The 16,817-nt window shown below is 61.7% G+C and carries 14 protein-coding genes; 6 read left to right on the top strand and 8 right to left on the bottom strand.

Annotated features, from left to right (window positions below):
• Positions 1 to 16: 16 nt before the first annotated feature.
• Positions 17 to 889 carry a proteasome-type protease gene (locus PQQ95_RS06240; protein WP_408435843.1) on the top strand — a complete coding sequence of 291 codons (873 nt, stop codon included), beginning with the start codon at positions 17 to 19 and terminating at the stop codon, positions 887 to 889.
• A gap of 356 nt (positions 890 to 1,245) precedes the next feature.
• Here the strand turns inward: PQQ95_RS06240 and PQQ95_RS06235 are convergent, their stop codons facing one another.
• Both PQQ95_RS06235 and PQQ95_RS06230 read right to left on the bottom strand, forming a co-directional pair.
• On the bottom strand, positions 1,246 to 2,433 hold the full coding sequence (locus tag PQQ95_RS06235; RefSeq protein ID WP_408435841.1) for a porin: 1,188 nt from the start codon (positions 2,431 to 2,433) through the stop codon (positions 1,246 to 1,248).
• Positions 2,434 to 2,824: 391 nt separating this feature from the next.
• Complete coding sequence (locus tag PQQ95_RS06230) at positions 2,825 to 4,135, bottom strand: YihY/virulence factor BrkB family protein (RefSeq protein WP_408435839.1); 1,311 nt, start codon at positions 4,133 to 4,135, stop codon at positions 2,825 to 2,827.
• Between the two features lie 211 nt (positions 4,136 to 4,346).
• On the opposite strand from PQQ95_RS06230, the gene PQQ95_RS06225 reads away from it, so the two are divergent.
• Both PQQ95_RS06225 and PQQ95_RS06220 read left to right on the top strand, forming a co-directional pair.
• Entirely contained in the window at positions 4,347 to 4,886 is a 540-nt protein-coding gene (locus PQQ95_RS06225) for a YbaK/EbsC family protein (protein ID WP_408436124.1), read from the top strand.
• 220 nt (positions 4,887 to 5,106) lie between these two features.
• Complete coding sequence (locus tag PQQ95_RS06220; RefSeq protein WP_408435837.1) at positions 5,107 to 6,666, top strand: methyl-accepting chemotaxis protein; 1,560 nt, start codon at positions 5,107 to 5,109, stop codon at positions 6,664 to 6,666.
• A 47-nt stretch (positions 6,667 to 6,713) separates the two neighbouring features.
• Here PQQ95_RS06220 and PQQ95_RS06215 read toward each other — a convergent pair whose 3' ends face one another.
• The 4 genes from PQQ95_RS06215 to PQQ95_RS06200 form a co-directional block, all read right to left on the bottom strand.
• Positions 6,714 to 7,304 (bottom strand): BPSL1445 family SYLF domain-containing lipoprotein, encoded by a 591-nt coding sequence (locus PQQ95_RS06215; RefSeq protein ID WP_408435835.1) that lies wholly within the window; start codon positions 7,302 to 7,304, stop codon positions 6,714 to 6,716.
• Between the two features lie 208 nt (positions 7,305 to 7,512).
• Entirely contained in the window at positions 7,513 to 8,901 is a 1,389-nt protein-coding gene (locus PQQ95_RS06210) for an FAD-binding oxidoreductase (RefSeq protein ID WP_408435833.1), read from the bottom strand.
• A 318-nt stretch (positions 8,902 to 9,219) separates the two neighbouring features.
• Positions 9,220 to 10,554 (bottom strand): MFS transporter, encoded by a 1,335-nt coding sequence (locus PQQ95_RS06205; protein WP_408435831.1) that lies wholly within the window; start codon positions 10,552 to 10,554, stop codon positions 9,220 to 9,222.
• Positions 10,555 to 10,668: 114 nt separating this feature from the next.
• On the bottom strand, positions 10,669 to 12,240 hold the full coding sequence (locus PQQ95_RS06200; RefSeq protein WP_408435829.1) for a sulfatase-like hydrolase/transferase: 1,572 nt from the start codon (positions 12,238 to 12,240) through the stop codon (positions 10,669 to 10,671).
• A 183-nt stretch (positions 12,241 to 12,423) separates the two neighbouring features.
• Here PQQ95_RS06200 and PQQ95_RS06195 point away from each other — a divergent pair, with 183 nt between their 5' ends.
• A complete protein-coding gene (locus PQQ95_RS06195; protein ID WP_408435827.1) occupies positions 12,424 to 12,951 on the top strand; it encodes a MarR family winged helix-turn-helix transcriptional regulator in 528 nt (175 codons plus the stop codon).
• Between the two features lie 14 nt (positions 12,952 to 12,965).
• Here PQQ95_RS06195 and PQQ95_RS06190 read toward each other — a convergent pair whose 3' ends face one another.
• On the bottom strand, positions 12,966 to 14,255 hold the full coding sequence (locus PQQ95_RS06190) for an NRAMP family divalent metal transporter (protein WP_408435825.1): 1,290 nt from the start codon (positions 14,253 to 14,255) through the stop codon (positions 12,966 to 12,968).
• A gap of 269 nt (positions 14,256 to 14,524) precedes the next feature.
• On the opposite strand from PQQ95_RS06190, the gene PQQ95_RS06185 reads away from it, so the two are divergent.
• Positions 14,525 to 14,872 carry an FKBP-type peptidyl-prolyl cis-trans isomerase gene (locus tag PQQ95_RS06185; RefSeq protein ID WP_408436121.1) on the top strand — a complete coding sequence of 116 codons (348 nt, stop codon included), beginning with the start codon at positions 14,525 to 14,527 and terminating at the stop codon, positions 14,870 to 14,872.
• Positions 14,873 to 15,056: 184 nt separating this feature from the next.
• On the opposite strand, the gene PQQ95_RS06180 is transcribed toward PQQ95_RS06185, so the two are convergent.
• A complete protein-coding gene (locus PQQ95_RS06180; RefSeq protein ID WP_408435823.1) occupies positions 15,057 to 15,287 on the bottom strand; it encodes a hypothetical protein in 231 nt (76 codons plus the stop codon).
• 413 nt (positions 15,288 to 15,700) lie between these two features.
• Here PQQ95_RS06180 and PQQ95_RS06175 point away from each other — a divergent pair, with 413 nt between their 5' ends.
• Complete coding sequence (locus tag PQQ95_RS06175) at positions 15,701 to 16,774, top strand: DUF6765 family protein (protein ID WP_408436120.1); 1,074 nt, start codon at positions 15,701 to 15,703, stop codon at positions 16,772 to 16,774.
• Positions 16,775 to 16,817 lie beyond the last annotated feature (43 nt).

Raw genomic sequence — 16,817 nt, 5'->3', positions numbered from 1 at the left:
TGTTAAGGGACGAGTCATGACATATTGTGTCGCGATGTCCGTCGACGACGGACTCGTGTTCCTTTCGGACACACGCACCAATGCGGGCGTCGATCACATCAGCACCGCGCGCAAGATGTCGGTGTTCGAGCAGCCGGGCGAACGCATGCTCGTGCTGCTGGGCGCCGGCAATCTGTCGCTCACGCAAGCCGTGCTGCACGAACTCTCCGAGCCCGCCGATCCCTCGCTGCCCACGCTCTGGAATGCACCCACCATGGCCGATGCGGCGCGCGTGATCGGCCGCGCGGTGCGCTGCGTGCATCAACGCGAAGCCGAGGCTTTGCAGGAATTCGGCGTCGACTTCAATTGCAGCTTTATTCTTGGCGGCCAGATTGCCGGTAACCGGACGCGTTTGTTCATGATCTACGCGGCGGGTAATTTCATCGAAGCGTCGGCCGTGAACCCGTATTTCCAGATTGGCGAGGCCAAATATGGCAAGCCGATCATCGACCGTGTGCTGACGCCGTCCACGCCGCTCGACGAAGCGGCCAAGTGCGCGCTGATTTCCATGGACTCGACGTTGCGCTCGAATCTGTCGGTCGGGCTGCCGCTCGATCTGCTGGTCTACGAGAAAGATGCGCTGCGCGTGACACGCTTCGTTTCGATCGACCACGACAATACGTACTTCGAGATGATTCACCGCACGTGGGGCGAGCGGCTGCGTCAGGTGTTCGGCGAGATCCCCGATCCGGACTGGCAGGATTCGCTCAATGTGCCGCTGCTGCAACGCGAGCGTGCCCTGGTGCTGCATCGTGCACCGGTGGGCGCGGACGGCGTGGAGCATGAGTTCGACGCGAAGCCGGCCCAGACGTTGGCGCAGGCGGAGAAGGGGAAGGCGCAGCGGCGCTAGTCGGCTCAGTTGACGGTTGGCTATCGGGCCTGAGGGCTGGCAGCCGGCAACGAGGGCCACCCCGCAGTTGGGCGCATTTAGTTAGGCGCATTACACCAAGGTCGCTACGAGCCTGTTAAAGGCTGGCTGGCGGCCTTTTCTTTTGCATCATCCGATGATTGCGTCCGGCCGTGCGATTCGCGCGTGAACGTCAGCTAGCCCGGGCATGGCTGGAGCATGCCAATCCAGGCCGCGTGGGAAAGCCAGACGGCTGGAAACCAGCAGATGAAACCAGCAGATGAAAAAAAACCAGCCACAGGCTCGCGCCTGTGGCTGGTCTTCAACTGCGTGTTGCTTCAGCAGTCCGTCAAGTTCGATTAGAACTTGTGGCGGATGCCCAGGCTAACCATTTCTTGCGAGTTGGAAGCCGAGTTGTAGCCGTACGAACCGATCGATGCGCCAGCTGCAACCAGCTGGCCGCTCGAATTACGTTGTTCGCCGCTTGCGTGTTGCCATGCGCCGACCAGGTAGAGGTCCGTGCGCTTCGACAGGTTGTAGTCGCCGCCCAGGGAAACCTGGTTATACGTTGCGCTCGCGTCGCCCGTACCCTTCGTGTAGGTATAGCCCACGCCCACCAGCATAGCCGGCGTTGCCTGGTAGCCAAGGTACACGCCGCCGACGTTGAACTTCTCGGTCGAACCGAAGCCCGAATTCGCATCCGGCTTGTATTGCGCGTTGCTGTAACGCAGATTGACCGTGAACGGACCTGCCACGTATTGGCCTGCGACCGAAGCGATACCGATCGACTTTGCCGCCACGTAGGCCGTGTTGACCTGACCGTCGAACGTACCGTCCGACGTGCTGCCGTTCCAGCCTGCCGACGGCGGCGTGCCAGCCGTGCGGCCAGCCAGCGTATTGCCGTTGTCAGCGCGGAAGTAGCCTGCAGCAACGCTGAACGGACCCGTTGCGAACGTTGCAGCGCCCGACCACGTTTGACCCGAACCCGTCTGGCCAGCCACGCCGCCCAGAGCGTACATGCCTTCGAACTGGAAGCCGCCCCACACCGGCGAGGTGTACTTGATGGCGTTGTTCGTGCGCGAGGAGTTGTCGTTGTTATCGACGTCGCCCGGCGTTGCGAAGGTGGAACCGAAGTAGTTGTCACCCGTCAGCGGTTGAACCAGGTCGACCAGCGGATCGTACTGACGACCCAGCGTGAACGTGCCCCATTGATCGCCCGTCAGGCCGACGAAGGCTTGACGACCGAACATACGGCCGCCTTGACCCAGCTTGCCGCTGTTCACGTCAAAGCCGTTTTCCAACTGGAAGATTGCCTTCAGGCCACCGCCGAGGTCTTCCGTGCCCTTCAGGCCGAAGCGATCGCCTTGCAGATTGCCGGCGACCATCGCGACCAGGTTCTTGTTGTTGCCAGCCGAGTCCTTCGTGTTGTGGACGTACTGGACCGACTCATCGATCAGGCCGTAAAGGGTAACGCTGCTTTGAGCATGCGCCATGCCGGTGACGCCGAGAAGCGCCAGCGAGAGGGTAGACAGTGCGACTCGTTTCATCCAATTCTCCACGCAGATGATTAGTTTGTTGTTGCGGAAAGGAGAATAGCTCACTGCCTCAATCGGCAAGAACCGGAAAAAAAAGAGTGTCTCCAAAAACTGACAAACGGCGCAAAGCCTTGTATTTAAAGCCCGTTAACGATTATTGCTATTTCAGCAATATTGATTCGTTGACTGGGCATTATTGTTGTTTTGTCGACAGTGAAGGCCTTGCTATCTTCAATTTAGACACTTGTTTGAATGGTCTTTGTAATCTAGTCGTCTAGCTTTCCCCGCCGCTTTGCAGCATCCATATAAAAATGGGGCCGCGTTTTGCTTGACGGACGCGCTGGACAGAATTTATGCGTTGTGAGCAGGCGCAACCGTTGTGGGTGCAACCTTTGGCCGGCCGTTATCGTCCCCCATTGCGGCGCGCCACGGCAGCGGCCGCCAGCCCAGCCGCTGCCGCAAACAGCACCGAGGTCCACGGATGCCGTCTGACATAGCGATCGGCGGCGACGGCCGCGCGGCCTGCTTCGACCAGCGTAACCGCGGCGGCGCGTGTCGCTTGCGCTTCGGCGAGGACGACCGTGCGGCCGATCCCGACCGCTGTCGCCCGCGCGGAAATCTTCTTGCGCGGTTCCCCTTGCGGTAAACCGGACCCCGGCATTGCTCCAGCACGCACTGCCGCTGCAGCCGCTCCGGTTGCCGGAGCAAACCTCGCAGCACGAGCTTCACGTTCTTCGACGCGAGGCACCGCATCGGCCGATACCGTTGACGCCGCCAGCACCGAAGCAAGCATGGCGCGGCTGCCAGGGGGCGACTCTTCCTGCATGCCCCAACCGCCACGCGGATCGTGCATGCGCCCGCGCGCCGCCGAAAACTCCGCGCCGAGCAGGAGCACCGCGGCCGAGAAGTACAGCCACATCAGCAGCACGGCCAGCGAGCCGGCCGCGCCGAATGAACTCGCCATCCCGGCGTGTGCGATATACAGCGCGAACAGTTTCTTGCCCGCCGAGAACAGCACGGCGGCGACGATCCCGCCGACGAACGCATCGCGCCACTGCACCTTGGCGTCCGGCAGAAACTTCAGCAGGCCGGCAAAGGCGAAGGCCAGCACCAGCAGGCCGACGCCGAGTTGCAGCAGATTGCCGATCACCACATACGGCGAGTCACCCCACAGCCATTTGCCGATGAACGTGATGACCGTATCGAGCACCAGCGAGACGATCAGCAGAAACGCGACACCGAGCACGAGGCCAAACGAAATCAGGCGCACGCGCACCATCGCGATCACGCTCGACGAGCGCGGCCCGGTGTACGGCCACACCAGATTGAGTGCGCTATTGAGCGATGAGAAGGTCGCCGAGGCGCCGATCGCCAGCATCGTGAACGAAATGATCGCCGCGATGCCGCCGGCGCTGCCGCTGTGATGAGCGTTCTCGACGATGGTTTGCACGCCCGCGGCAGCCTGGTCGCCGAGCAGGCCATGAATGTGGGTGAACAGCTCACCGCGCGCGGCGGCGGCGCCGAAGAACCAGCCTGCCACGGCAATCACCATGACCAGCGTGGGCGCGAGCGAGAATGCCGCATAGAAGGCAATGCTGGCCGCCATGGCCGCACAGCGGTCGTCGGCAAACTGTTTGAATGCGCCGATTGCCCAATTGGCCTGCTTGCGCGCTACCAGCTGGAGGTTCTCGGCGGAAAGCGTGTCGATGTCCATGGTCGTTCTTCTCGAGGGAATACTGGCGCCCGATGTGTGCCGTGCTTGTGCCGCGCGGGTGCCATTGAGGCAGCCTCGACGCAGCGTCGCATCGACGCCTCTCGCAAACCTTGTGCCTGTCACTATAACAAGCGCTTCATGCACGTGTGCGCGATACGCCGCCAGCACGTCTGCCGTTAGAATGCCGATGGACCTTCACACTTTTATCACTATGCACTCGCACGAACGCATCAAGCAGCTGGATGTCATTCCCGCGGAACAATTGAGCGCGCATTTGCCTGCGCATGTCGTCGAGAGCCTGCCGACCCAGGGCGTGACCGTATTTGCCGTTAGCGACGACGCCTCGGATACCGCCGAATTCAGCGCACGCTACGGCTTTGGCCTTGAAGACTGCGCCAACACGATCGTGGTCCGCTACAAGAAGGAGGGCGCCGAGCATTACGCGGCGCTGGTCTCGCTGGGTTCGCTGCGTCTGGACATCAATGGCGCGGTGAAGGCGGCGCTGGGCGCGCAGCGCCTTTCGTTCGCGAAGCGGGAGGCCGCCGTGGAGCATAGCGGAATGGAGTTCGGCGGCATTACTGCCTTCGGTTTGCCGGACGACTGGCGCATTCTCGTCGACGCATCGGTCATGGACCGTGCTCAGATCGTGATGGGAGCCGGGGTGCGGGCGGCCAAGTTGCTGTTGGCGCCCGAGGTGCTGCAGCAGTGGCCGCGTTGTGAAGTTGCCTCGCTTGCGCTGCCGGCCGAGTGAGTTTCACGCGCCGGCTGCGCAGCCAGGCGGAACAATCCAGGTCAACCTTGTAAGCCAAGCCCATAGGCCAACCTGTAGTCCAACCCGGTAGGCCTCCGCACGCGCGCATCAAACAAACGCTGAAGTTTTCCCCCGCTCCGCCGTTATTCCGAAGATCGACATGAACGGTGACGGCGCCTGCTCGCGCAGCGCGTCGGTTACAAGGAAAAGGGATACGGGGATGGAACGCTTTCGCCTGAAAGTGCGGCTTTGGCTCGCGCTAGCCGTGATGTGCATGGGAATTCTGGCAATCGGCCTGTGGGGCGCCTTCAAAACGCGCGATACGATGATCGCCGACCGTCAGGCCGAGTTGAAAAGCGTGGTGAGCGTTGCTTACAGCGTGCTGGATCGCTATAACGGCCTTGCCGCGGCCGGCACGATGTCGCTTGCCGACGCGCAACGCACGGCCATGGCCGACCTGCGCGCCATGCGCTATGACGGCGCCGGCGGCTACCTCGTGATCGAGGACGCGCATGCAAAAGTGCTGATGCACGGCGTGCGCGCCGACCTCGAAGGCAAGGACATGAGCGGCTTCACGGACCCGAAAGGCCGCCACGTGTTCAAGGACGGCTCGGATCTCGCCGAGCGCGAAGGCGAAGGCTTCATTCATCTGCAGTTCCTGAAGCCGGGTTCGAATCAGATGGCGCCGAAGATCAACTACGTGCGGCTCTATAAGCCGTGGGACTGGACGATCGTCACCGGCGTGTTCACCGACGATATCGACGCCGCGTTTTACACGACCCTCGGGCAGTACGTCGGCGCCGCGCTGATTTTGTGTCTGATGGTGTCGCTCGTGATTGGCGTGATCCTGCGCAGCATCTTGCGGCAACTCGGCGGGGAACCGGCTTACGCGGCCCAAATCGCTTCACGTATCGCCGATGGCGATCTCGACGTGGTCGTCGAGACGAAAGCTGGCGACGAGACCAGCCTGCTCGCCGCGATGCAGCGCATGCAGCATCGTCTTGCACAAGCGATCACGCAGATTCGCAGTGGCGCCACACTGATCTCGACGGTATCCAACGAGATCGCCGCCGGCAACGCGGACCTGTCGCGCCGCACGGAACAGCAGGCAACCGCGCTTGGCGAAACCGCTTCAAGCATGGAGCAGATCACCGCAACAGTGAGGCAGAACGCCGACAACGCGAAGCAGGCCAGTCAGCTTGCGCATAACGCCTCGGAGACGGCGGCGCGCGGCGGTGAAGTGGTCGGCCAGGTGGTCGAGACGATGCGGGGCATTTCGCAGTCGTCGCACCGGATCGGCGACATCATCGGTGTGATCGAGGGCATTGCATTTCAGACCAACATTCTTGCCTTGAACGCGGCCGTCGAAGCGGCGCGCGCCGGTGAGGAAGGGCGCGGCTTCGCGGTGGTGGCGGGCGAAGTGCGCAGTCTCGCGCAGCGCAGCGCCGCAGCGGCCAAAGAGATCAAGACCTTGATCGAAGAGTCGGCGGCGCAGATTGAAGGCGGCTCGCAGTACGTGGGCCGCGCCGGTGAAACGATGCAGGAAGTCGTGCACGCCGTACGCCGCGTAACTGACATCATGGGCGAGATCAGTGCCGCGTCGGTTGAGCAAAGCTCGGGCATCGAGCAGGTCAATATCGCGGTGGCGAGCATGGATCAAACGACCCAGCAGAATGCTGCGCTGGTGGAGGAAGCCAGCGCCTCGGCCGATGTGTTGAAAGCACAGACCGGGCAACTGGCGGCTGCGATTGCTGTGTTCACGCTGCCCGAAGGCGCGTGAACCGTGTTGTATGACAGGCGCCTGACTGCACGGCAGCAGGCGCTCGCTCAGATGATCAGACGCGAGACCTTCGTACCTTCGAGCGACACGCCGGCCATCAAGCCGCCATTCGTCAGCACAAACGCTTCGACCGGGCTGGTGGCGGTCGACGTATCGACCGCGCCGTTCGCACCGACCTTCAGGACGGCGACCGTTGCATCGGCCCCAGCGGCCCAACCCTGGCTGCTGAGGAAGGTGTCGAGCGCCTCCTGCGTCATGAACAGGAAGATTAGCGCTTTGGACTGCGCGCCGATCTGCAGACCGAACGAGCCGGCGACGGTGCTGTAATAACCTGTCGTGCGGCCGGCCACGCGCAACGCCCCTTCGCCGTATTGGCCGCCCACCCAGAATCCCGCCGAAATTACCGAAGGGAACACGAGCACGCCGCGCGCCTTGGAGACCAGTTCGCGCGAGCCGGTGACGTTCGCGTAGAGACGTGACAACGTGGAATCGACGCCTGCGTTGATCGTATCGCGCTTGCCGGCGTTCGCCGAAGGCGACGCGCTCGACGAGGGCGAAGTAGTCGTGCAGCCGGCGAGGCCAAGTCCCGCCGTAGCCAAAGCGGCGCTCGTGGTCATGATGAATTGTCGTCTGCGCATGATTGTTCTCCTTGTGCGTAATGAAGGTTGTGTTTTCTTTTCCATGACAGTGAGTGCCATGATGCCGGCACGCCCGTAAGCCGGTCGCCTGTATGCCTGCTAACCAGCATTTAGCGTGCCCGACGTCACGGCCTGTGGTTCAGACAACCATAATGCGCTGACGTTCGCGAGGGATTCGCGGCGTTCAACGCCGCGAATCCCTCGATCCCTATGCCGCGGGGCGGATATTCTGATTGTGGCGGAACAGGTTGTGCGGATCGTAGCGGTTCTTCACGGCGACGAGACGCGCGTAGTTCGGCCCATACGCGTCTGCCACCCGGCCGCCTTCCTCCTGCGTCATGAAGTTGACGTACACGCTGCCTAGCGCGAACGGTGCGGCTGCGTCGAAGAAGGCGCGAGCCCAGGCAATGCAGCGTTCGTCGTCGCTCGCGTCGTCCCAACGGCCGTGCACGTTCATCGCGTACTGCGTATCGCGGCTGGAATAGGCGGTGGCTTCGACTGGCACCCGGCTTGTCTGTGCGCCGATCTGCCCGAAGAAGATTTCGCATTGCGGCGACGGAAGTTTGCCGATCGCGTCGAGCAGGGCATCGATGAGGCCGTCCGATATTTTGTCGAGGTTGTGCGACTTCCAGTAGTTACGGGCGCCCGGCGTGAGCAGCGGATCGAACGCCTGTTGCCACATGGCGTACGGCATTGGCCCGAGATGTTCGCCGACCGGCGTGCCGAAGCCGCGCACGGCTTCCACCACGGACGGTCCATTTGCGACGGGACCCGAGTAGCACATCGCGAATACGATGACCGGCTTGCCATGCACGTCCGGCGGCAGGAACGGCAGCGGTGGCGCAAGCCGTAAAACGGCCCATACGCTCAACGCCTCCGGCATCTGTTCAGCAGCCGTGCGGTATTGGAGCAGGGCATTTTTCGCCTGATCGATCGGCAGCACGACGAGGCCGCCGTACACGAGCGGGCCGACCGGATGCAGCGCGAACTCGAAGCGCGTCACGATGCCGAAATTGCCGCCGCCACCGCGAATCGCCCAGAACAGATCGTCGTGCGAATCGGCGCTCGCATGCAGCAGTTCGCCGTCGGCGGTGACCACGTCCGCTGAAATCAGATTGTCGACTGTCATGCCGTATCGGCGGCTTAGCCAGCCAAATCCGCCACCGAGCGTCAGCCCTGCTACGCCGGTGGTCGAGTTGATGCCGAGCGGCGTGGCGAGCCCGAATGCCTGCGCTTCGTGGTCGAAATCGCCGAGCGTAGCGCCAGGCTCGACCAACGCACGCTGCGCTACCGGATCGATCTGGACAGATTTCATCGGCGACAGGTCGATCACGAGACCGTCGTCGCACAGCGCGGTGCCGGCGATGTTATGGCCGCCGCTATGCACCGCCAGCGGCAGATTATTGTCGCGCGCGAATGCTACGCCGCGGCGCACGTCGGCCACGCCGGCGCAGCGCAGAATCATCGCCGGATGCCGGTCGATCATTGCATTCCAGATGCTGCGGGCTTCGTCGAAACCTGCGTCGCCGGGCCTTAATAGTTCGCCCCGGATCGCGGTTTTGAGTTCTTCAGCAGCGCTGCTGGACACGCTAACCATGACACACCTCCACACATAACGGGAGACGCTCCCGGAATACCATTCAGCTGAACAAAGTAAATTGAAAGCGTCTGGACAGATTCAAACTGCGTCCAGTAAACGGCTCTGCTTCCCTAAGTCAAACGAAGGTAAACCCGCGTCCGCGACCGATGCCGCGCAAAAGCGCGTGCGGCAAGTGTCCGCGCGCTGCGGCGCGCGTCATGGCCGTCGTCGCTGCTACATATGGTGGAAATGCTTCGGGAAAAGACCGCGGGAAGAAGTGTTGGTTGTGCGCCGCGGTGGTGGCTGCGCGGCGACACTTGCCGCACGCGCGGCTCGTTATTTCAACGCAGCGGGCCGCACTGCGCCCATCGCATCGCGGTGTGGCGCGGGCACGGCCCACAACAGTGCAAGCATACCCATGATCAGGAGCGCCGCGATCACGGCAAAGCCCGCATAGACACTCCCAGTTTCGGCCTTCAGCATCCCGACAAGCGATGGACTCACGGCGCCGCCAATCGCGCCGATCGCGGTAATCGTCGCGATACCGGCGGCCGCTGCGCCGCCGTCCAGATAGGCCGTGGGGATCGTCCAGAAGATGCTCAGCGTTGCGTAGATGCAGATCGACGCGACCACCAGCAGCGCGACGGTGAAGGGCACGCTATGCGCGGCGAGCGGCAGCAGCAGAAAGCTGCCGGCCACCGCGAAGCCGCAGCCCGCCACGTGCCAGCGCCGTTCGGCGCGGCGATCCGAGCTGCGCCCGATCACCACGATTCCGATCGCTGTACAGACCGAAATCGCGCCGCTCAGCCAGCCGATATTGCCGATCTGCTGCACGCCGACGTGCCGCAGCAGCGTCGGAATCCAGAAGCCGACTGCATTGAGTCCCATGAACACGCAGAAATAAATCGCCGACAACAGATAGATCCGCGGGTTGCGCAGTACCTCGGCGAGACGCGCGGGTGGTGCATGGCGTGCGCCGCGTTGTTTTCGATCCGCCTCGAGCGCGGCGGTGATGTGGGTTTTTTCCGCTTCGCTCAGCCATTTTGCGTGCAAGGGGCGATCGTCCAGATAGAGCATCGCCATGATGCCGAGCACGATGGCCGGTACGCCTTCGATCAGAAACAGCCACTGCCAGCCGCGCAAACCGAGCATGTCGTGGAAATGCACCATGATCCAGCCCGACAGCGGGCCGCCGATGATGCCCGCCAACGGCACCGCCATGATGAACAGACTCGTGATGCGTCCGCGTTGCCGATCGGGAAACCAATAAGTCAGGTAAAGAATGATGCCGGGAAAGAAACCGGCTTCGGCAGCGCCGAGCAGAAAACGCAGCAGATACAGCATGCTTGCGCTTTTGACGAACATCAGCAGCACCGTCAAACCGCCCCACAGCACCATGATCCGCAAGAGCGTCTTGCGCACGCCGATGCGCTCCAGCAATAGATTGCTCGGCAGTTCGAACACCAGGTAGCCGACGAAGAACATCCCCGCTGCGAGGCCGAACACCGCGTCGTCGAGCTTCAGATCCTGCGGGAACTGAAGTTTTGCAAAGCCGATATTGACGCGGTCGATGAAATTGACCACGTAGCAGACAAACAGAAACGGCACGATGCGCCGCGCGATCTTGCGATAGATCGCGTCATCGGGCGTAAGGGCTGACGGGTGCTGCATGTTGTCTCCTCGCCGCCCGGCACGTTGCGCCGGGCGCATATGATGGTTTTGTGCGGCTCTGTTTTAGGCTCGGCTCAAGGCTGTGTCCGCGCTGTTATCGGTAGTTCTCTTGCATTACCACTCCCCGAAAAAGACCCCCCAGTCCTTGTGCGTGTTGGTCTTGCTTTCCACCGTCGGGTTATCGATCGTGACGCGTTGTTTCAACGAGCCATACCAGTCGGCGAGCTTGGCATGCATCTGCGCGTGGATGATGGCGTGACTCGCGTCGGCGCCGAGATCGACGTATTCGTCCGGATCGTTCGCCAGATCGAAGAGCTGCGGACGGTAGCCCTGCCAGTGTATGTATTTCCAGCGCGTATCGCGCACCATCCAGCCTCGGCATTCGTCGGGCTTGCGCCCCAGTGCGAGACGCGCGCCGCGAAAACTGTAGTCGAGTTCGGAGACCACGTAATCGCGCCAATCCTCCGCACGCTCCGCATCGCCGCGCGTGAGCGCGAGGATCGAGCTTCCTTCGACACGCTCTTCATGGGCGGGCAAACCAAGCGCGTCGAGCACCGTCGGCACGACGTCGATACCCGACACGAAGCGCGCTTCGGCGCTGCCGCGGGTGGCGTCTGCACGCGTCGACGGATCGTAGACGATCATCGGCACGCGTTGCACGGTGTCGTAGAACAGTTCCTTTTCGCCGAGCCAGTGATCGCCGAGAAAGTCGCCGTGGTCGGCGGTGAATACGATCAAGGTATCTTGCCAGCGGCCGAGCCGTTCGAGCGTGTCCCACAGTTGGCCGAGATGGTCGTCGATTTGCTGGATCAAGCCTTGATAAACCGGCCGCACGGTGTTCGACACTTCTTCACGCGCGAAATTGACGCACTCTTCCTGGGTGCGGTACGCGGCAACAACCGGATGGGCATTGTCGAGTTCGGCAGGCTTGCGCGCGAGCGGCAGGCACTGGTCGAGCGAATACAGGTTGTAATAGGGACGCGGCGCGACATAAGGCCAATGTGGCTTTACATACGACAAATGGAGGGCCCACGGTGTGTCGCCTTGCGCTTCGATGTAGCGGATCGCCTGATTCGTCATGTAGGCCGTTTCGGAATGCGGCTCGGCCACGCGTGCCGGCCAGCGCACGTTGCGCATTTTCCAGCCGGAATGCACGGTGCCGTTGTCGTCTTCCACGCTGATCGCGAAGTCGCTCCACGGTTTGTCGCTGACGTAGCCGTGTGCGCGCAGAAAGGCGGGATAACCGCTTTCCTTACCGGGTTCGTGGTGGCCGTCGTAGCGGTCCAGTTCCTCGAATGAGCCGGTCGAGAGGCGCTGCCCCAGTGGACTTTGACGCGCGATGTCGAGCCGCTGCATGCCGCTGCCATCGGCCATGACGTGCGTCTTGCCGGCCAGCGCGAGTGTGCGGCCATTCAGGCGCAGATATTCGCCGAGCGTCATTTCACCGATCGAGAGCGGCACGCGGTTCCAGTTGGCGCCGTGACTGCTCATCGTGCGGCCGGTGTAATACGACATGCGCGACGGGCCGCATACGCCGGAGCTGACGAACGCATTGTCGAAACGCACGCCGCGCGCGGCCAGCGCGTCGATATGACGGGTTCGAAGGTAGGGATGTCCGTAGCAGCCGAGATGATCGCGGCGAAGCTGATCGCACATGATGAAGAGAACGTTGCGGGTGTCCGCCATCTATAAGCACCGTCTGTGGCCTCGCGGCCTGAAGTAGGGGAAACCGGGAAGAGGCTTCGATGCTAGAAACGAACCCGACGATTGACCTAATCAAATAAATGTGCGGACGCACAATGCGCCGGGACTGTCGCCGCCAAAGCGCGTCATAATGTTCGCCAATCCCTTAACAGACGTACGCTCCTCGTGTCCGCGACCGATCCTCAATCGATACCCGTGCTGAAGCATCCCGAGCACATCGACGAATTTCTGCTCTACCGGCTTCACAATCTGGCGCGGGTGGCGACCCAGGGCGTCGGTCTGATGTTCCGGCGAGAACTCGGAATTAGCCGGCGCGACTGGCGCATTCTTGCGTTCGTCGGCAAGTACCCGAATGCCAGCCTGACCCGGCTCGCCGAACTCGCCGCGCTCGACATGGTGGTGGCAAGCCGCTGCGTCGCCAATATGGTGAAGAAGGGTTTGATTGCGAAAACGCGCTTGCCGGAAAACAAGCGGGTGACGGTGCTCGCTCTCACCGAGGCCGGTCGTACTGCCTATGAACAGGCACGCGTGAGCGGGCAGCGCTATAACACCGAATTCGCGTCCTGCCTGAGCGATGAAGAAGCGCATTTACTCGACGGCTTGCTCAAACGGATGGAACAGCAAGCCGCGCAGTTGACGCAACGCGAGATCGGCAAAAGCGGGCCGTTGCCGTTACTCGGCGAGGACGAATGAGCTCACGCGGGTCGTCATGTCGGCCAGAACATGCCGACCGCGGCCAGTCCCATTGCGGCGGTGGCGATCCAGCCAAGCCAGCGCAACCAGCCGGTCACGGCGAACTGGCCCATGACCTTGGGGCTGCCCGCCATCATCATCACCAGCACCATGATCGGCACGGCCGCGATGCCGTTGATGACCGCGCTCCAATAGAGTGCTTTGATCGGGTCGAGCCGCATGAACGTGAGCGCGATGCCGCCGACAATCGCGACAGCAATGACGCTATAGAACTGCTTTGCCAGATTCACCTGCAACGCCAGGCTGTTGCGCCATTTCATCGTGCCCGCAGCCGCGTAGGCGGCCGACCCCGCCAGCACCGGCAATGCCAGCAAACCCGTGCCGATGATGCCGAGACTGAACAGCGCGAACGCCAGGTTTCCGGCAATTGGCTTGAGTGCGCTGGCGGCGTCGGCGGTGGTTTTGACTTCCACGTGGTGCACGTGCAGCGTGGCGGCGGCGGTGAGCATGATGAAAAACGCCACACCGTTCGAAACGGCCATGCCGACCCACGTATCGAGGTTGATTCGCTTCAATTGGGCGGCCGCCTGCATCGGCGCGCGCAATAGCGGTCGCTCCGCCGGGTTCGAGCGGATCTCCTCGACTTCCTGCGACGCCTGCCAGAAGAAGAGATATGGGCTGATCGTCGTGCCGAGTACCGCGACCACGGTGGTCAGATAGTCGCCGGAGAATTGAATCGGCGGTTTTACGATACTCGAACCGACGGCTTTCCAATCGATCGGAATCACGAAGACGATGGCGACGTAGGCGAACAACACGAGCGTCGCCCATTTCAGAATGCTCGCGTAGCGCTCGTAGGGAATGAATACCTGCATCAGCAGGGACGCCGTGCCGAACAACGCGACGTAGAGTTGGACCGGGCCGCCGATTACCAGTTTGGTGGCGGCGCCCATTGCCGCGAGATCGGCCGCGATATTGATGGTGTTGGCCGCGAGCAGAAGCAGTACCGCAAGGTACAAAATCGGAGCCGGGTAGTGGCGGCGCAGATTGGTTGCGAGTCCGCTGCCCGTCACCCGTCCCATGCGCGCACTGACCAGTTGGATCGACACCATCAGCGGGTAGGTGATCAGCAACGTCCATAACAATCCGAAGCCGAACTGCGCGCCGGCTTGCGAATAGGTGGCGATGCCGCTCGGGTCGTCGTCCGCGGCGCCGGTGATCAGACCGGGGCCTAGCCGTTTCATCCAGGAGCGTTCGGCGACATCTTCAACGACAAGCTCCGGTTCCAGGTTTTCTGTGGTCATTGTCATCCGCCTGCAAGGGAGCCGCATCGAGTTGCTGATAGCGCGCGTGCGCGCGCCGGGTGGCGGCAGTACGCGCCGCTCGTCCTGAAGCAGCATTCTTTGTGCCACGCACCTCGCCGCAACTGCTATTGCGTCTGCGATAGGCGGGCATCGCTGGGCGGCGGCATGCAACACGCCATCCGCTACAATGACGCGCACTACCCACTTGGAGACTCGCTTTGAAATCTATCGTTGCTTTGGTCGCCGCGGCTGTTCTTTCTTCCACGGCGATGGCCGCTTCTACCACCGAGAAACTGCCTTCCGGCGTCATCGTCGAACACCTTACGCAGGGCACGGGTGCCCAACCGGCCGCAGACGATGTCGTGAAGGTCAACTATCGCGGCACGCTCGCGAATGGCACCGAGTTCGATAGTTCGGCGAAGCATGGCGGTCCGGCAACCTTCCCGCTCAATCGCGTGATTCCGTGCTGGACGCAAGGCGTGCAAAAGATGAAAGTGGGCGGCAAGGCCAAGCTGACCTGCCCGGCGGCTACGGCCTATGGCGAGCGCGGCGTCGGCCCCATTCCGCCGAATAGCGATCTGACGTTTGAAGTCGAGCTCGTTGGTATCGTCAAGTAATACCACGCGAAGTGCGCTGAGACTGAACCCCGCTCTGGAGATCGCAGCGGGGTTTTTCTTTTTCAGCGCACCGTATTTGCCCGCTGAAATCTATCCGCGCTGAAGCGTTGGGATGCGCGCGCAGCGATCGAGCCCGACGTATATTCGATCGCCTGGATTTTCTGGAAGGAGAGAAGTTCTGGTCTTATTCGGCTGGCGTGAATAGCATCGACACATACAGGATTGTGGAAACGACGATAATGCCGACGCCGACGAAGACTTTGGTGCGATTGAATTCAAGGCCGCCGTTGATGGCCACGCCAATGCCGACGACAGAAGAAAGCGTGCCGATCGCGGCCAGTAATACGTGAATTTTGCTGCGTATCAGGCTACGCCGCTCCGGACTTGCACCCTCTCTCCACTCCTTGAGCTTCATTGCAGTATCCTTTTCCACTCGTGTTCGGTGGACAGCAGATTCGAATGAGAGACAATGCGACAAAGCATGCTGTTTCGCATTGCGACTGGTTTTCCAATTACCCGAAGCATATATGAGCCGCCAGGCTGTGCAAACAACAAACCTGAAAATTCAGCACCGGGTTGTCGCAGTGCTATTCGGCAGCGCAAATTATGTCGCTCGGGCGACAGCACGGCACACGCAATCAGATCATGTATGGGGGCTGCGCAGCGTACGCGTTCCGCAAAAGGCTGCGGCGTCTTTTTTAAAGTCCGGTTTTAAAGTCCTACTGCACTCGGTCGTTTACCCTCTGCGCGCGCGGCGACACTGCAACGGCCGTTTTGCGCATTCCAGAAGATCTAGCCGTCATTCGTCGCGCGTCAGGAGCGTCTGCCATGAACATCGACTTTCACTACGGGGTGGTCTATATCGTCGCGCGTACTGGCGGAATGGAGCCGGCTGAGGCGCTCACCGTAGCCCATGCCTGCCAGTATGTCGACGACGCGACCACGGCAGGCATACTGCGTTTTTCCGGCGGCGAGACTTTCGAACGTTTTGCCACCGCCCACAAGCTATTCGACTATACCAATACGGAAGACGACCAGAACCGCCTGGTATGGACGCCCTTTCATTTTCTGCCCGCCGGCGAGGGGGAGACGCTTGAAGAGAAGGCCGTGTGCCGGCCGGATAGCGAGGTGGCTCGCGAAGTCGTCCGCCGGGCGATCCGGCAGCGCGGTGCCGAAACGGCATTGCACCGCCTTGGCGTGACGCTTCACGCGTACGTCGATACATGGGCCCACCAGGGTTTCGCCGGTATCGAAAGCCCGATGAACCGGGTTCATATGCTGGAGGCGGAAGATTGCACGCGGGAAGGCTGGCTTGCCCGTCTTACCCGCGCTACGCGGCATCTGGTCCAGCACGTCGAGGAAGATGTGCTGACGCTTGCACTGCCCGTCGGTCACGGTGCCGCATTGCACTATCCCGACCAGCCGTGGGCGAAATGGCATTACATCGACGGCAGAAATATGCGCGTCAAAAGGCACAATCTGCCGGAGTTCATACAAGCTGCCGAGATGGCGTGCCGCGCGGTGCGTGCTTACCTCGCGGGTCGGGAAGATTTTGAATGTCAGCCCGGTTTGCCGGAAGATGTAAAAGCCGCACTCACGAAGCTTCTCGATACTAATCGGAATCTGGACGACAACAAGCGCCTGCAGACCATTTGCGAAGCGGTAAAGACCGACGCCATTCCTGGACTGTCGGAGTCGATTCCGGACTATGTCGCCAAGGGGCTCGGCTCCTGGAAATACAAAGCCACCGGTTTGCAGTCCGACGACGACAGCGGGGACCGCCCCCTGTGGAACGATGTCTTCGAGAAAAGCGACTACCGGCGCTTTCACGACGCCGTCAAAGAACACCGTTTCGTGATTACACAGGAGATTCTGCCGGCTCGTGGACTGCGGATCGCGTGAAGCGCTGCGAGATGGACAGCGTGGGGTTGCCGGCAAAAAAACG

It is taken from the genome of Paraburkholderia caffeinilytica, assembly GCF_046030355.1.
GTDB lineage: Bacteria > Pseudomonadota > Gammaproteobacteria > Burkholderiales > Burkholderiaceae > Paraburkholderia > Paraburkholderia caffeinilytica_B.
The sequence above is the reverse complement of the archived record's forward strand: the minus strand, read 5'-3'. Positions and strand labels throughout refer to the sequence as shown.

Coding starts and splice junctions, on each gene's coding strand:
- PQQ95_RS06240 (WP_408435843.1), top strand. CDS start 17: ATGACATATTGTGTCGCGATGTCCGTCGACGACGGACTCGTGTTCCTT.
- PQQ95_RS06235 (WP_408435841.1), bottom strand. CDS start 2,433: ATGAAACGAGTCGCACTGTCTACCCTCTCGCTGGCGCTTCTCGGCGTC.
- PQQ95_RS06230 (WP_408435839.1), bottom strand. CDS start 4,135: ATGGACATCGACACGCTTTCCGCCGAGAACCTCCAGCTGGTAGCGCGC.
- PQQ95_RS06225 (WP_408436124.1), top strand. CDS start 4,347: ATGCACTCGCACGAACGCATCAAGCAGCTGGATGTCATTCCCGCGGAA.
- PQQ95_RS06220 (WP_408435837.1), top strand. CDS start 5,107: ATGGAACGCTTTCGCCTGAAAGTGCGGCTTTGGCTCGCGCTAGCCGTG.
- PQQ95_RS06215 (WP_408435835.1), bottom strand. CDS start 7,304: ATGCGCAGACGACAATTCATCATGACCACGAGCGCCGCTTTGGCTACG.
- PQQ95_RS06210 (WP_408435833.1), bottom strand. CDS start 8,901: ATGGTTAGCGTGTCCAGCAGCGCTGCTGAAGAACTCAAAACCGCGATC.
- PQQ95_RS06205 (WP_408435831.1), bottom strand. CDS start 10,554: ATGCAGCACCCGTCAGCCCTTACGCCCGATGACGCGATCTATCGCAAG.
- PQQ95_RS06200 (WP_408435829.1), bottom strand. CDS start 12,240: ATGGCGGACACCCGCAACGTTCTCTTCATCATGTGCGATCAGCTTCGC.
- PQQ95_RS06190 (WP_408435825.1), bottom strand. CDS start 14,255: ATGACCACAGAAAACCTGGAACCGGAGCTTGTCGTTGAAGATGTCGCC.
- PQQ95_RS06185 (WP_408436121.1), top strand. CDS start 14,525: ATGGCCGCTTCTACCACCGAGAAACTGCCTTCCGGCGTCATCGTCGAA.
- PQQ95_RS06180 (WP_408435823.1), bottom strand. CDS start 15,287: ATGAAGCTCAAGGAGTGGAGAGAGGGTGCAAGTCCGGAGCGGCGTAGC.
- PQQ95_RS06175 (WP_408436120.1), top strand. CDS start 15,701: ATGAACATCGACTTTCACTACGGGGTGGTCTATATCGTCGCGCGTACT.